Annotated in this window: 23 protein-coding genes; 1 reads left to right on the forward strand and 22 read right to left on the reverse strand. The window is 60.6% G+C overall.

Annotation, left to right across the window (positions count from 1 at the left end):
• Window positions 1–9 precede the first annotated feature (9 nt).
• From ACVINW_RS31370 to ACVINW_RS31470, 21 genes are all read right to left on the reverse strand, one after another.
• Complete coding sequence (locus ACVINW_RS31370) at window positions 10–486, reverse strand: hypothetical protein (RefSeq protein WP_456754844.1); 477 nt, start codon at window positions 484–486, stop codon at window positions 10–12.
• The gene (locus tag ACVINW_RS31375) at window positions 483–749 is read right to left on the reverse strand and encodes a hypothetical protein (protein ID WP_456754845.1); all 267 of its coding nucleotides are present in this window, start codon (window positions 747–749) and stop codon (window positions 483–485) included. The genes ACVINW_RS31370 and ACVINW_RS31375 overlap by 4 nt, the downstream gene beginning before the upstream one ends.
• A gap of 223 nt (window positions 750–972) precedes the next feature.
• A complete protein-coding gene (locus ACVINW_RS31380) occupies window positions 973–2,550 on the reverse strand; it encodes a hypothetical protein (RefSeq protein ID WP_456754846.1) in 1,578 nt (525 codons plus the stop codon).
• On the reverse strand, window positions 2,550–2,735 hold the full coding sequence (locus tag ACVINW_RS31385; RefSeq protein ID WP_456754847.1) for a hypothetical protein: 186 nt from the start codon (window positions 2,733–2,735) through the stop codon (window positions 2,550–2,552). The genes ACVINW_RS31380 and ACVINW_RS31385 overlap by 1 nt, the downstream gene beginning before the upstream one ends.
• Window positions 2,732–2,941 carry a hypothetical protein gene (locus tag ACVINW_RS31390; protein ID WP_456754848.1) on the reverse strand — a complete coding sequence of 70 codons (210 nt, stop codon included), beginning with the start codon at window positions 2,939–2,941 and terminating at the stop codon, window positions 2,732–2,734. The genes ACVINW_RS31385 and ACVINW_RS31390 overlap by 4 nt, the downstream gene beginning before the upstream one ends.
• Window positions 2,916–3,329 carry a hypothetical protein gene (locus ACVINW_RS31395; RefSeq protein ID WP_456754849.1) on the reverse strand — a complete coding sequence of 138 codons (414 nt, stop codon included), beginning with the start codon at window positions 3,327–3,329 and terminating at the stop codon, window positions 2,916–2,918. Before ACVINW_RS31395 ends, ACVINW_RS31390 begins: the two co-directional genes overlap by 26 nt.
• Entirely contained in the window at window positions 3,326–3,586 is a 261-nt protein-coding gene (locus ACVINW_RS31400; protein WP_456754850.1) for a hypothetical protein, read from the reverse strand. The genes ACVINW_RS31395 and ACVINW_RS31400 overlap by 4 nt, the downstream gene beginning before the upstream one ends.
• Window positions 3,583–4,755, reverse strand: coding sequence for a hypothetical protein (locus tag ACVINW_RS31405; RefSeq protein ID WP_456754851.1), 1,173 nt, complete (start codon window positions 4,753–4,755; stop codon window positions 3,583–3,585). The genes ACVINW_RS31400 and ACVINW_RS31405 overlap by 4 nt, the downstream gene beginning before the upstream one ends.
• Window positions 4,755–5,744 carry a phage tail protein gene (locus tag ACVINW_RS31410; protein ID WP_456754852.1) on the reverse strand — a complete coding sequence of 330 codons (990 nt, stop codon included), beginning with the start codon at window positions 5,742–5,744 and terminating at the stop codon, window positions 4,755–4,757. Before ACVINW_RS31410 ends, ACVINW_RS31405 begins: the two co-directional genes overlap by 1 nt.
• The gene (locus tag ACVINW_RS31415) at window positions 5,741–6,094 is read right to left on the reverse strand and encodes a hypothetical protein (RefSeq protein WP_456754853.1); all 354 of its coding nucleotides are present in this window, start codon (window positions 6,092–6,094) and stop codon (window positions 5,741–5,743) included. Before ACVINW_RS31415 ends, ACVINW_RS31410 begins: the two co-directional genes overlap by 4 nt.
• The gene (locus ACVINW_RS31420; protein WP_456754854.1) at window positions 6,094–6,375 is read right to left on the reverse strand and encodes a hypothetical protein; all 282 of its coding nucleotides are present in this window, start codon (window positions 6,373–6,375) and stop codon (window positions 6,094–6,096) included. The genes ACVINW_RS31415 and ACVINW_RS31420 overlap by 1 nt, the downstream gene beginning before the upstream one ends.
• 140 nt (window positions 6,376–6,515) lie before the next feature.
• Window positions 6,516–6,938, reverse strand: a complete 423-nt coding sequence (locus tag ACVINW_RS31425; protein WP_456756543.1) for a DUF5681 domain-containing protein — start codon at window positions 6,936–6,938, stop codon at window positions 6,516–6,518.
• A gap of 60 nt (window positions 6,939–6,998) precedes the next feature.
• The gene (locus ACVINW_RS31430; RefSeq protein WP_456754855.1) at window positions 6,999–7,436 is read right to left on the reverse strand and encodes a hypothetical protein; all 438 of its coding nucleotides are present in this window, start codon (window positions 7,434–7,436) and stop codon (window positions 6,999–7,001) included.
• Window positions 7,429–8,520, reverse strand: a complete 1,092-nt coding sequence (locus ACVINW_RS31435) for an AAA family ATPase (RefSeq protein ID WP_456754856.1) — start codon at window positions 8,518–8,520, stop codon at window positions 7,429–7,431. The genes ACVINW_RS31430 and ACVINW_RS31435 overlap by 8 nt, the downstream gene beginning before the upstream one ends.
• Window positions 8,521–8,522: 2 nt before the next feature.
• A complete protein-coding gene (locus tag ACVINW_RS31440) occupies window positions 8,523–8,741 on the reverse strand; it encodes a hypothetical protein (RefSeq protein WP_456754857.1) in 219 nt (72 codons plus the stop codon).
• Window positions 8,738–9,256 (reverse strand): RusA family crossover junction endodeoxyribonuclease, encoded by a 519-nt coding sequence (locus ACVINW_RS31445; protein ID WP_456754858.1) that lies wholly within the window; start codon window positions 9,254–9,256, stop codon window positions 8,738–8,740. The genes ACVINW_RS31440 and ACVINW_RS31445 overlap by 4 nt, the downstream gene beginning before the upstream one ends.
• Window positions 9,253–9,435 (reverse strand): hypothetical protein, encoded by a 183-nt coding sequence (locus tag ACVINW_RS31450; RefSeq protein WP_456754859.1) that lies wholly within the window; start codon window positions 9,433–9,435, stop codon window positions 9,253–9,255. Before ACVINW_RS31450 ends, ACVINW_RS31445 begins: the two co-directional genes overlap by 4 nt.
• Window positions 9,436–9,438: 3 nt before the next feature.
• Window positions 9,439–9,684: a hypothetical protein gene (locus ACVINW_RS31455; RefSeq protein ID WP_456754860.1), complete on the reverse strand. Its 246-nt coding sequence runs from the start codon at window positions 9,682–9,684 to the stop codon at window positions 9,439–9,441.
• A 60-nt stretch (window positions 9,685–9,744) separates the two neighbouring features.
• Complete coding sequence (locus tag ACVINW_RS31460) at window positions 9,745–10,107, reverse strand: hypothetical protein (protein WP_456754861.1); 363 nt, start codon at window positions 10,105–10,107, stop codon at window positions 9,745–9,747.
• Window positions 10,104–11,351: a tyrosine-type recombinase/integrase gene (locus ACVINW_RS31465; protein WP_456754862.1), complete on the reverse strand. Its 1,248-nt coding sequence runs from the start codon at window positions 11,349–11,351 to the stop codon at window positions 10,104–10,106. The genes ACVINW_RS31460 and ACVINW_RS31465 overlap by 4 nt, the downstream gene beginning before the upstream one ends.
• An 807-nt stretch (window positions 11,352–12,158) precedes the next feature.
• Window positions 12,159–12,530 carry a hypothetical protein gene (locus ACVINW_RS31470; protein WP_456754863.1) on the reverse strand — a complete coding sequence of 124 codons (372 nt, stop codon included), beginning with the start codon at window positions 12,528–12,530 and terminating at the stop codon, window positions 12,159–12,161.
• A 123-nt stretch (window positions 12,531–12,653) separates the two neighbouring features.
• On the opposite strand from ACVINW_RS31470, the gene ACVINW_RS31475 reads away from it, so the two are divergent.
• Window positions 12,654–13,109: a hypothetical protein gene (locus ACVINW_RS31475; RefSeq protein ID WP_456754864.1), complete on the forward strand. Its 456-nt coding sequence runs from the start codon at window positions 12,654–12,656 to the stop codon at window positions 13,107–13,109.
• 22 nt (window positions 13,110–13,131) lie between these two features.
• Here ACVINW_RS31475 and ACVINW_RS31480 read toward each other — a convergent pair whose 3' ends face one another.
• On the reverse strand, window positions 13,132–13,377 hold the full coding sequence (locus tag ACVINW_RS31480; RefSeq protein ID WP_456754865.1) for a hypothetical protein: 246 nt from the start codon (window positions 13,375–13,377) through the stop codon (window positions 13,132–13,134).
• Between the last annotated feature and the right edge of the window lie 65 nt (window positions 13,378–13,442).

Raw genomic sequence — 13,442 nt, forward strand, 5'->3', positions numbered from 1 at the left:
GGGACGCGCTTAGTGTCCCACGTTTTGCAAAATCGCCAAGAGATCGATGTGCGCCAATTTGAGGATCACCGCGAAAACGATCAACATGACCGTCCAGAGAAAGGCGCCGAAGCACGCGATGCCCGACTCACGCCAAAACGAGCGGTGCTTTAGAGCATCTTCGACGATCTTAGGCCGCTCCTTGTCGAGGATATAGGATGCGTACGAGGTCAAGGCCACGTTCGCTTCTTCCCTCACGCCATTGATCCTCATGGCGGTCCAGCTTGAAATATAGGCGCGCAGTTCCACATCAGTCGGTGGCCGACCATGGTTTTCGCAGTAGTTGATTACCCACTCGCGCTTGGCTGCCTTGTAGTAAAAATACGCAACCACCCCGACAAGGATATGCTCGTCGTCGGGGTTCTCATCGATCAGTTGTTCGAAAACGCGGTTATGAACCTCAACCACGGCCGCGGGGTCGGCCGGCTGAACTTCCTGGTGGCTCAACTGCCCTTGCCGCCGTGCTTGCGAATGTCGTCGAGGGTCCTACGGACCGCGCTGCCAGTGACCTTCAGCGCCTGCTCGTACACTTTGCGATCGAGAACCGTCGCAGTCTTCCCATTTGGCAATTGGTAGCGCACAAGGACATCACCGCCCGTGTTGCCGCTCTTGTTGCTCACGGTGAATACTTCACCAGTAGATTTTCGGATTGTTGCCATGGCCGTAACCCGCCCCCGCTGCCCAGCAGTCCGGTTAATAGGCGTTTTCATCTGAGTCTTCCATCCAAATTGTGGGCCTAGCTTCCGATTCGACGCTTGATCTAGATCACACAATCGGCTAGCCGCGACGGCCCGCCATCCATCTATTGATTGGGTATGCTCAGACAATATTCGGTTCGAATGTCCGGTTCCTATATTTTGGCGAACTCATTGAAAAACAGTAAAAATCCACAGATTAAGCTTTGGTTAGCATCTGCGGCAAAACCACTCAGACTCAAGCATACCCCATGTTCGGATACTCGATCGGCCCGCTGAACCCCTTGGGTCGCGAAACGATCGGCGACCCATTCGGCTCCGAAAAGCACAGCGCCACGGCATCGCCCTCGTCCGGGCTCGGCATGCCGCGCTTCTTCATCTCGTCCTTGCTCTCCAGCACCAGCCGCCCGTCGCTGGTGTACTTGTAGCCAGGCCCCGTCAGATCGGCCTGCAGGCTGTCGCTGTCCGGCAGCGAGAAATGAGAGCCCGCCAGCGCGTCCTTGAGATTGGACCACATCTCGGCGCGGCGATTTGCCGGGCCGCCTGACGGCTTGCCGCTGTCGTCCAGCGGTGGCGGCTCGATCGGCTTCGATCCGAAGTTGACGCTGTTCAGGATGCCTGAGCCGAAGCTGCCGCCATACCCCTGCTCCACCAGCCGGTCATAGATGCCCGCGCCAAGCCCGCCAACATCGATGTTGACCTTGGCCGGCTTCTCCTCCCGGATGATGCTGGCGACCCAGCCGGCGACCTGCATGGTGTCCAGGCCATGCCGCTTCTCGATCCTCTCGATGCAGCTGCCGCGGCGCCAGGCGATCGCGGTGCTATCAGCGCCAAACCGCGCAGGATCGACACCCACGATCAGAGGCCCCGTCCCCTCCGTTGCCGGATCCTTGCGAGCTCGCAACACCAGCTCATGCGGTATGAAGCTGTCGAAATTCGATGCCAGGAACGCCTCATCCGGTGTCAGCGGATACTCGCGCTTGAAATAGTTGATATCGCCCTTGTCCGCGATCTTGCAGCGGCGCCAATAAATCTGCTCGGCATCGAGGCCGTGCAACTCGGCAAGCTTCTTTTCCTCGCCCGTCATCTCGAAATCGTCCGGCACGGCCCGGCGATAGGTCGGATCGTCCGACCAGGGCAGGAACACAGCCCTGAAGCTGTTCTCGCCGGCCAGTGCCTTGCACCAGAACTGATGAAACTCGTCACCAAACTGATTGCCGGTCGTTTCGATGATGATTTCCGTGTCCGGCAGATCGGGCACGGTTTCCATCAACGCCGCCAGCTGTTCCTTCAGGTTCACCCAGAAGGCAGCCTCTGACGCGTGCAGCGCCTGCGCCGTGGACGATCGGCCGGCGCCGTCCTCCGTGGCAACGGACACCAGATAGCCGGAATCGATGTTGGCGAACTTCAGCTCTTCGGCATTCGATGCGCCCGTCGCCGGTCGCATGTCGTCCGGCATGTGGTCGTGGAAGCGCTTCACCAAATTGAACAGGTTACGCGATGCCGGCTTCTCATGCGCCACGATCGCGGTCAGGAAGCCGGGATTGCGGATCGTCTTATGATAGTAGCGGCCAGACACATAGGTGCTGACGCCTTCCTGCCGCGCTTTGAGCACCACGATCCGGACCATGCCGGTCGCGGCGCGCTGCTCCTCGATGATCGCGTGGAGCTTCCTCTGGACCGGATTGAACACGAACGGCACCAGGCCGCCGGCCTTCGGCCGGATCTTCAGATGCGTTTCGGCAAAATACTCAAGATCGCCGTCAAGCCGCTCGAAGTGATCGAGCGTCGCGCTGATCTGCTCCAGGGCATTCATCAGTGCAGGATCCCGCTCGCGGACTGCTCGACGCGATCGACATCCTCCCAGCTATCCAGCCAGTGCCGCGCGTCGTCGTAGCTGACAGACCAGCGATCGGCGAGCGTGGCGATAAGGCGCTGACGTTCGGCAATCTGTGCCATTACGACCGGATCACTGAGACCGGAAAGCAACCCGACGCTCATTGGCCCTCCAGCAAGTTCTGCACCGCCTGGCACTGGCACGCGCCAGCCCGCGCGATCAGAAGATTGCGCAAAACCCCGAGCGGTACACCGGGCGTGTCTTCCTTCAGCTCCTCGGCCTTCCGATCAATCCACGCATCGAGCTCGGCGCGAAACTCGCCGATCCTCTCGGCGAGGGATTTTTCAGGCTGCGGTTTCGGTTTCAGCATGTGCTTCCTTGACCTTCTTGAGCCGGTTGCGCAATTCGGACGCTTCGGTTTGTGCGTGGCGCAGTGCACGCTCGCGGTCGTTCTCGCGCCGCAGGATGGTCTGCTGCACTCCCCACGGCAGCATCCGAAACGTCTCTTGCTCCTCCTTCCGCCACGATCGCGGCGCCTCGGTGGTACACGCATCGGCAAAAGCCTTGAGTACCACGGTCGAGCGCCCAGGAGGCGAATAGTTCAACGCCTCATGCGAGGCATCGACGCTGGCGATCTCCGCCCACAGCGTTTCGGCGTCGAGTGCCGCGTGTTCACGAATGAAGGCCGCGACGACCCACGGCGCCGCCGGCAAAGGATGCTGCGCGACGAGGCGACACCAATGCTCAAACCGTGTCATCGGCCATTCCGACGCAGAGCAGCATGGATCTGCTGGAGCCGCGCGACGTGCGAACGCCGCTCGAGCCCGCTGCCCGCCTCTTCGAGGCTGAGATGCTGATCGGCATTCGCCGCATCTTCCGCGGTGTATCGGTCCAGCACCTGACTTCGGTTTTCGTGATCGAGCGTGGCAAACCACTTTTCCTGGCTCGCCGGTGACGAGTCGACGCCGCGGTTGATGCCGCTACGCTTGTTCTGTTCGAAATAATCGTCGCTCATTTTCTGCTCTCCCTCATCGCGCTGAGCATCGCCACGGCATCCTCAATCCGGCCGCTCGAATCCAGCTTCGCTGTCAATGACCGCAGATCGGAGGCCCGCGCGGCGCCGCGAGGCTGGGCAGCACCAGGCCGCTGAACCGGAGGCAGCGGCTGTCGCGATGGCTTGGGCGGGTTGGACATCAGCTTGTGATACTGCGCCGCATCGATGAGAGCTTTCTGTGCCCAGAGAGGCACGCGCGACTGCTGCAATTGGACAAAGTCCTGCTCTGTTGCGCCCAACCCTTGCAGATAAGAGCGCACGCCATCCGCCGTGGCACGGTCCACGGCGCCATACTTCGTTTCATAGGCCTTGGACTGTTCGGCGTTGTAATCCAGGATCGCTCGCAACTCCCGCTGCAAAGCCGCCTGGCGCTCGTTTTGCGCCGCGGCCATCAGCTGCCCCGTTTCACGGTCAAGCTGCTGGATCTGCGCAAATCGTTGCGGGTTCTGCTGCTGGATCGCCGAGAGCACGCTTACCGCATGGTTTGCATCCGTGACACCGCGCAACTCCGGAACCATCGCAAACGTCACCTGCCGAGCAACAGCAAGAGCACCATCCAGCTGCTGCGCATACGCTGCCCGCGCCTGCTCGGCGGCAGCCGTGGACTGCTGGACGTGCTCCGACAATGCCGCGTGGGCCTCCGGATGATCCTCCAGCCACTGCAAGGCCTCCGCCTGCGGATCAGCCGTCTTTGCTGGCTCGCCCGGCTCGGCCGGAACCTCGTCACCCTTGGCGCCGACCTCCGCCGTCTTGTCGAGCGCATCGACACTGTCCAGCAGTTCGATATCAGCAACGGCCTGATCCAACTCAGCCTGATACTCGCGGTAGGCCGTCAAGCCGTATGCAGCGGATTCCGGCGTCAGCGAAATCTTTGGACCTTCGTGGTCCGGATTCTCGAGATCATCCAGAAGGCCCGTGCGGTCGTGGTTGTAGAGGCCGATCTTCTCAGGCTCCTGCTCATCCTCGCGACGCGCAACAATCTCTTCGGCCGCCTGCGCCTCATCGAGCTCGGCATCAGTCTCAGGCTTTACGAGCGGAGTCCAGCCGGCGTCAGCCTCCAGGCCTGCGAGACCGAATTTCTGCTCGCCTGCAAATTGGCCGGTTGCTTCATCACGTGGGATATCGGACATCAGATGATCCTCATGATGATTGAGCACAGAAGCGTCGGCTGCACGATGCCAAATGCCTGGCTCGATCCGCCCTGCGCTGTGCCGGTGAACGTGCCAGTACCGCCGGAAAAGGTGACGTTTGAATTAGATCCGTTCGGGATCGGAATTGGGTTGCTGCCACCGGGAACGTTGACATTGCCCGCGAACGAAGTGAATTGTCCGGTCGACGTGCCGCTAACAGCGGTGACCGAGCCAGCGGGCGTATAGGGCGGCAAATTCGCTGTGGCGAGAGAGCGAGTTTCAGAACCGCCAGTGCCCCCGTTCGTGAGGAAGTTCATCGTCGCGCCGGTCAAATTGAGGCCGCCAGGATCAGCACCAGCCGGAACGCGGCCCCGGAAATCGGGTATGCCAAAGGTGGTTGAACCGTTTCCCGCTCCGTACGCGGTGCCCAAGATCGAAAACAGCGTGGAATAGACCGAGCGCGATAGCAGCTGCGACCCGTTGCAGAAAGCAAACGAACTGTTTGGAGCCACCGTCCCTCCGAACAAAAGCATGCCTCCGACCGGCACGGAGTACGGATTGCCGATGAAGCCCTGCAAGTAGAACTCGCCGGCAGTGTTGTTATAGAGCGCCACATAGGGTGTGCCCTGAAGCAGCGTTCCAGCAGGAAGATCAACACCAGGCGCCGAGCGAAGCAACTTTGCCCCAAGCCCATCGACATTGAGCGTACAAGCGCCAGTGTTGGCCGTGTGAGGACTGAACGCGATGACTTGGCCGGCAAGCCGAGTGAGACTGTCAAACGCCTGATTGGACGTGACCGTGTAAGCCGTTGACGTGCCGGCGGTGACGATCGCGCCAGCGATGTCATCCCGATACTTCGCGGTGCCGGCCATCAGCGCTCTTGCGCTGTCGTTTACCGATGACGGCGCCTGACCCTCTGCCCAGTTGATCGTCGGGTCCTGGTTGGCGTTGTTCGCCGCCGTCTGTGACCACCATGCAACGCCGGTCATGCGTGCTCCTGCGACTTCAGGGCCACCGGATAGGTCCGCACCACCCGCTCACCATCGACGCGCAGCGGAAGCGGTTTGAGGCGCCAGTGCTGTGCGGGATCGAAAGGCGCGCTGTCCTCGTTCTCGATCGGGAGCCACTGTCCGCGATCGTCAGCGGCAATGCGATAGCTGGTGGTCAGCACCTCGCCGCCGGGCGTGACGAGCGCATATTGCTGGTCAGCCACAGCAAAGCCCTCAGAAGCCAATGCAGCGTCCGCCAGTGAGCGCATCAGCGTGCTCAGGTTGACGCCGCGGCGATCGGCCAAGGCCTTCAGGAGGTCCTGCCGGCCGTACTGGAAGCGAACCTCCATCACTGCACTGGCCCGAGATAGTTCGCCACGGTGCCGGCACCGCCGCCGGTCACGACATACTGCGGCACGCCGACGACCAACGCCGCATTCGTCAGCTCAGGCCGGAAGCCCGTGAAATGCCAATCGTAGCCAGGCGGGATGATGAGATCGCCTGCGACGCTGGGCGCGTTCATAGCGAGGGATTGGCTGGCATAGGTGCCGACCAGAGTTGCCGCACCGAAGCCGCTGGCGGCATTGCTGGCGACGACCGCCGGTCGATAGAGCTGGTAGTTCGAGGCCATCACTTCCCTCCAAATCAGATGGAGCAAGTGTGGAGCGTTCGCGGCGCGGCTACAAGACCCCGTAATCTTTAGTCACGTGCTTATCGTTGATTTTATTTATCTTTCCCAGATATTCTGGTCTATGCACACGCTATGCACACTTAGCCCGCAATTTCCGGCAATTGACCATCAGTGGGAACATGCTTCGCCAGCCTGGCGCGCAGATCGTCCTCAATCCATCCGAACACCATTTCCGAATCGATCCCAGTTGCGCCGGCAGCTTGGATCACTTCGACCAGGCGCCGCATGCTGCGCATCTCCTGGCTGTCCAAGGGACCGCTGCGCTGCTCGATCGAGACTGCGATGTCCCGCGGGATGATGCTGAACAGCACGCGCAGGTACGTGCTCGGGTCGTCCTGCCTCACACGGGCCAGTGTCTTCTTGCCATGCGCCGTCCAGTCCGCCAGTGCATCGGCGCACGCCGCCTCGGAAAACTTACTGCGGGCCCCCTGTGGCCTGCCAAGGGGGTTTCCTGACTGTCCCGGCTTCCACGGTCTCAATCCACTCTTTGGGTTCTGTTTCATCACTGCCCTAAAATTCCTTCGGTCACGGGTAACGGTCACGGTCACGGATGGTCACGGGCGTTACTCGGTCACGGAAGTAACGTCACGGTTCACTCCCCCTATAGGGGAGTGACCGTCCGTTACCGGACCACGGTCCGCCCATCTCGGCGAGAATGCAGGATCCATTTCGCCGCACACCGCGTAGAGCCATTGAGTGAAGTTGTCGTAGTATTTCCCGCGGTGAACGACGGTAAAGTATCGCTGGCCGATGGCTGTATCCTTCTTGGTGGCGACTGCGTAATCCCCCTGGATGGGACCGATCCCCAACAAAACCGGCACCGGCTCGCCCTCGCTGAAAACGTGCCACGCGATGGGCTCGTCCTCGAACAGTTTCCCGTCAATGATGCGCAGGACGCTGGTCCCACGGGGATTGCCCATCATGCCGCGGTATTGAGCTCCTGAACTAGGCAGGGCCTTGTACTGCCCCCGCTTCCTGAGTTCATCGAGGATGTCAGCCATTGGTCCTCCAGACGCCGGCATACTCGCGCACCAGTCCCTTGTCCTTCAGCGCCATGCGGGCCTCATAGTGCCGTTGCTTGGCGGCGATGCCCTGCTCTTTGGCAAGTTCGCTCCATGCCTCGGTCGTCAGCCCTGATGGCCCAGCGTCGGTGAGCAGGCGATACATGACGCGCTGATTGGTCGAGAGCTTCGGTTCGGTGCTGTTGCCGGCTCCCGATGTCGCGGTGACTTCCTCGGTGCTTACGATGTTAACGGTGATCGGGTCGCCATCCTTGTCCTTGCCGAATTCATGGGTTTCCGACCTGAACGAGAACAGCGGGCCTTCCGGCATGTCGTTCGCCTTAGTAACGGTCGCGGTTTTGATCTCCTTGCCGGAAATCTCCACCATCACGTCAGCATCGCCGTAGAAGGCGTTCGATCCTCTGGCGCCGCGGCTTTCGTCCTTGCCAGTGTGGCCGATCAATGCCACGTGCGGTGGCCCGATGGTACCAGGACCGGGATCGAGCGCGTCTTTGATGCGCTGGATGTTGGCGAAAACTTTGCCCTGGTCTTGGGCCTTGTCTTCGTTGCCGCCGCCGGCCGCGATCGTCTTTGCGAAGGTATCAAAGATCAGCAGTTGGACTGGAAGGCAGGTGTCACACTCGCGCACCGTCTTAACGACCCTAGAGACACTCTCACGATCCATCAGGTCAATTGTGTCGCGCACTACGACGATGCCAAAATACCCGCCGTCATCTTCGTTTGGCGGCCCCATGCGCTCGAAATGAGCTCGCAGCCGACGCTTGACGAGATCGGCCCGCTCAAGGGCGAAGTACACTACGCCCCACAAAGCAGGGACCTTGCGATCGTGCCAGGATCCATCGGCTGAACCGTTGGAGACAGCTACCGCAAGTTCGGCCATGAGTGCGGACTTCATGCCGCCAGGCGGCGCAATCCAAGCGGATGTTTCCCCGCTGGCGATCAGACCTTTGACGAGCCAATGTTTTGCAGGGAGCTTTCGCTCCTGCAAAATCTCCTCAAGAGTGTCGTGCCGGTAGACGCCGGGCGGAAACGTCTTTGCCTTACGGGGCATCAATGCATCCATGCTCACCCCCGCATCAATTCGGGATAGACGAGATCCAGCGCGCCCATCTCCTCCAGTTTCGCGTCAACCTGCGCTGACGTGATCCTGTCGTTCTTGAGCTGGAGGCCGATGATCTTCGCCTCGCTGGCGAGCCACTGCGCGCGGCTGCACATGAAGCGCAGGCCCGCGAGCTGGAGCTGCTTCCGGATCGCCGGATCGGAGACCATGAGGCGATGGTTCATCGCTGGGCCTCCCCTTCTGCATCTCGGATAATGCGAGCCTCGTCCCGGAATTTTGACAGGTTGTCAAAATCCGCCGCGGCGTCGTGCTCGTCGGCAATCGGCCGCACCGTGCAGACCACCAGCGGCTGCGGCCCGTAACGCTTGTCCAGCGTCATCCGGCAAATCAGGCTGTCGTCGCGGTAGACCACGCCGTTGAGGGCATCGTTCCAGGCCTTGGCGATATTGTCCAAGTCCGGTTTTTTGCCGGGCTTGATGTCGCCGGTGATCGCCTGCTGGCGCTTCCGTTCCGACCAGGACGCCGGCACCGGAAAAACCGCGCGCAGCACAAACTCAAGCGGTTCGTCGAAAGCTTGGCGATCGCCCAACTCCTGCATCGCAGCAGTGCGGATCATGCCCTCGTAGGAGCGCGTCTTCTCCGGCGTGTAGTGTCCAACATGACCGCCGCGGACGAATGCTCGAGCGCGGCCCTTACCCTGCGGAGTGCCCGCAAGGCAGATGGTGATTGATCCGCTCATGCCGCATCTCCGTGCAACAGAGGAGCGACGATCGACGCCATCGCGAGGCTGATCGCGCAGCGGCGCGTCAGTCGGGCAGCTTGCAGTTTAAGAAGAGGTGCCTTAGATTCCTCAGCGTCTCGCCAGACACCATTTGGAATCGGGTCGCCCTCTCGGCGGCCCTTTTCTTTTTCGGCCATGAGCTATGCGACCTCCCGAACGTCAGAGGTCGATTTGCGCTTGCCGGCCTCGAGCCATGCATCAAGATCGTCGGGGTCATAGCGGACGCCGCTCTTCGCGCCTTTCCGCTTGATGTACACCGGACCACCCCCGATGCAGCGGAGCTTCGCGAGATAACCGGGCGTCGTGCTGGCATATTTTGCCGCATCGGCGGTGTTGAGCGGTGGGCGCCGCTCCTTTACCGCAGTTGCAGTTTTTTCGGTTGGCATTGGGAAAGCCTCGCAAGTGTTGAACACTCGGAGACATTCGCGGGAATACGTGAACTGGCGTTAGCTTGAAGAAACCTCGGAGATTATTTCCCGCTTAAGAGCGTTGATGCGGTCGATGTGCGTCTTAGGCTCGCGGACTGGAAGCAGACCAGCCCTCACGAATGCCGTTACAGCTTTGGGGATCGAACCGTAACGATCTTCGCTGTCGATAACTTGCAGGTCGATCTCGCGATATTTTCTCCTCCCCTTCGGAGCTCCGTGCGGCTTCTTTCTTTTGGCCTCCATCAGCAGTCCCACCACCTTTTTGATGGTGTGTAGAGACTTTGGATATCCTCCCTTGTCAGCGAGTGCCCGTTCCTCGAAATCATCAATCAGCGCTCGCATAATGTCGAACCCGGATTGGACATCGGTGCGAGAGGTCATTGCTGCGCTCCAAACTGCAGAACGTTGTCTGTCGGCGGCTTCAGGATCAGCTCGATCAGTCCCGCCAGCTTCTCCAGCGCATCGCGCTTCTCATCCAGGTACTCGTACCGGTCATAGGTTTCGCGCACGCCGCCGATGACATGCCCCAGCACCCGCTCGGCATGGTCTGCCGGCACCTTGGCGCGGCTCATGAGGCTGCGCGCGGTGCGGCGCAGATCGTGCAGCGTCCACCGGGGCATCGCCTCCCGCTTCTCGCCCTTCCGGATCTTGGCGATCGCCGCATCGAGCTCCTTCTTGGCCTTCGAGAAGCCGCTGAACGGCCGCTTGCCCTCGGTGGTCGAGAACACGAACCAGGAATTGCCCTTGAAGCCTTCCGGCTTGGCGCCGATCAACGCCTTGGCCTGGTCGGTCAGCGGAATGACGTGATCCAGCTTGGTCTTGTAGCGCTCGCCCGGGATCGTCCACAGATCGCCGTCGATCTCAGCGGAATTCATCTCTGAGGACTCATTGCGGCGTGTCGCCATGACCAGCAGCGACTTGACGTAGTTCGGATAGCAGACCGGCACATCCGCGCTGTCCAGCGCCTTCCAAACATCCCGGATTTCCTCGTCGGTCAGCGTCCGCTTTCGGGCCCGGTCCTTCGGCTTGGTCCGGGCCATGCCGCGGACGATCGGAGACTTGAACTCGTCATCTCGAGCGGCCTGCCAATTGAAGGCCTTGCGGACATGCGCCAGCACCCGGTCGGCCATCACAGGCCCCGCCTCGTCCTCAACGTGATCGAGCATGGTGACGAGCTCGCTGCGCTTCACGTCATAGATCGACTTCGGGCCCAGCGCCGGCCGAACATAGGTGTCGAAGGCGTGCTCGATCTGGTCCTGGCTGCGCAGCTTGCTGGCGTGACGCTTCACGAACGCGTCCAGGATCGCGTTCACGGTGTTGGCGCCCGATAGTTTTTCCTTCTTGGCCTCCGATCGCGCCTGCTCCTGCTCGGCCACGGGATCGCGCAGGTCCGCCACCTCGCCTGCCCGCTTCTTAGCCAGCGTCCGCGCCTCGTCGGCGGTGATGGAACCATGCAGGCCCAGCCCCAGCCACTTCGATTGGCCCCCAGCGTTCCGGTAGCGGTAACCATAAGTGACTTTTCCGCTCGGCAGCGCCCGCGCCACGAACCCCTTGATCTCCGTGTCGTAGAGGATTTCGCCCGGCTCCAGCTTATCGACCTTGGTCTTGACGATCTTGACCTGCATCGCCCCGCTCCGTGCACACCAAATCATTACGTGGTCTATATGCACACTCTATGCACACAGACCCGGGTCAATTCAAGGATAAAGTTGACACTCCCGGGAAAATCTCGGAATCTACAGTTCTTCAGTGAGTTACGGAGATTTTTGAGATTTCTGCGGCGATGAAAGGACTTAGCCTGTGTGCACGCCTGTAACTTTTAATCATGGGGTCGAGGGTTCGAGTCCCTCCGCGCTCACCAACTAACGTCTTCCCATAGCCCAAACAGAAATCCGATCAGCGCTGGAATCCATCCTGTGGGCTTCGCCGGCAAACAGAGAGCTGACAGGCGCGGCTGGAATGCTCGGCCGCCGCCCAGATCAACGAGCCGGCGGGTTGTAGCGATCCAAGATCACGGTTCTCGAGACACTCTGCGCCGATCGAGAGATGGCGTCATCGAACCTGTGATAGTGGTCGAACTGCTGCTGCTCATCGCGCGGCTGCGGCGCTCCGGTGGACGCGTAAGGACTATTCGCACCGTTCCAATGCTCAGATCCTGACACGACGCAACCCCATCTTGGTTCAGATGCAGGCTGGTTAGCATCGTTGCGCGGGTATCTCTGTATCGCCGTGGCAACAGCGCGAGCAATCCGCGCAAACATCAGCACACGGATTGTTTCCGTGGTTCTCCGTCCGTGAACAGTGCTCGAACTTTTGATTTCGCTGAAAGATACGCCCTGAGACTCTCCACCGACGGGGATAGGACTGAAGACAAAAATTGAAAAGCCGAGGCCGCCGAATGGTCGTGTTGCAATGATCGAGGATAAATGCGCTTAGAACTTACGTCCGTCGGATGCCATTTTCTTGCATTCGCCGCTGACGGTCAGCGATTTCCCTCCCGACGACAGGGTCTTGGTCGCCTTGCCAGACTGTCGGGAAATCGTGATCGACAGCGAAGCGACGAGATCATTGCCACCGATCGTGATATTTGTCGGGCCATCGAAGGAAAAGGAATCCTGGCTCGCTTTCCAACCTCCGGCTGGATCAACGTAGTATTGCAGGGTCGAGGCAGCCATGTTCCAGTCATCGGTCGAGGCGGCTGGAAAATCGCACTCCAATGCTGCGATCGGGGCTTGCGCGTGACCTTCCAGCGTCAGCGCTCCCAAGGCCAGCAGCGAAAGAAATCCATCTCGTATGACGCGCACGGATACACTCCTCAAAGCTCCCCACGGATGGCCGCAGCATACCTCCTGAGCGCGAGCGAGGCGAGCGCCTGGCGGTAGCCATCTCTCCTTCGGCGTGCAAAATGCGATGCCAGGAGCTCGCACATGAAACTTGCCAGGACTGTCGCAGTTTGGCTCGTGCCTTGCGTGCTTGCCGCAACGGCCAATGCACAGAGCTGCCTGACGGGCCCCGTCAAGACGAAGGACGGCACGTTGCAGACATGGACTGTCGTCAATCGGTGCGGCGCACCGGTCACGCTGCGCTATTCGCTGACAGGTCCCCTCGGCAAAGAAGCCAAAACCGCAATCGTCTCCGCCTGCAGCAGGCAACGGATCGTGCAGACCTTCGAGACCGATCGAATCGATTTTCTGGACACGGCCTACGGTCCGGGCTGGGAAAAGATTTGCCCGTCATTGGACGATGAGATCAGCCCCGGGAAACGACCGGAAAAAGCAACCCACGAAATGGATCAGATCCCGTTTCCATCCATCAGCCCGCCGCCCCTGACCGGTCCCAGGCCAATGGGTCCCGCGGGCGGGAAACCCATTCCCAAGGGATAGCCTGGGCGTTGGCGCCGCGAGCTCACGGGTCCACCGTCAGCGGCAGTTCGCCCTGACCGCCTGTCCAGTCGATGATCTCGAGCGGGAGCCCGCGCTTGAGCATCTCGGCTTCGAGACTGCCGGCGTGCCGTTTCCACTCCGGCGTCGAGCGGACACGGAATTTCGGGTCTTCGCCGTTGGCCTCGAATTCATCGTCGGCTTTCAGCGCGCCGCGGATGGCTTCGTACATCATCTTCAGGCTGGCGTCGGTGAAGGCGCCGTAGTCCATCGGTCGTCTCCCTCAGCACTGTGAGAAGCAAAAGGCCGCCACGTAACGTCTCGTGGCGGCCTTCT

Source organism: Bradyrhizobium sp. USDA 4461, from assembly GCF_054055655.1.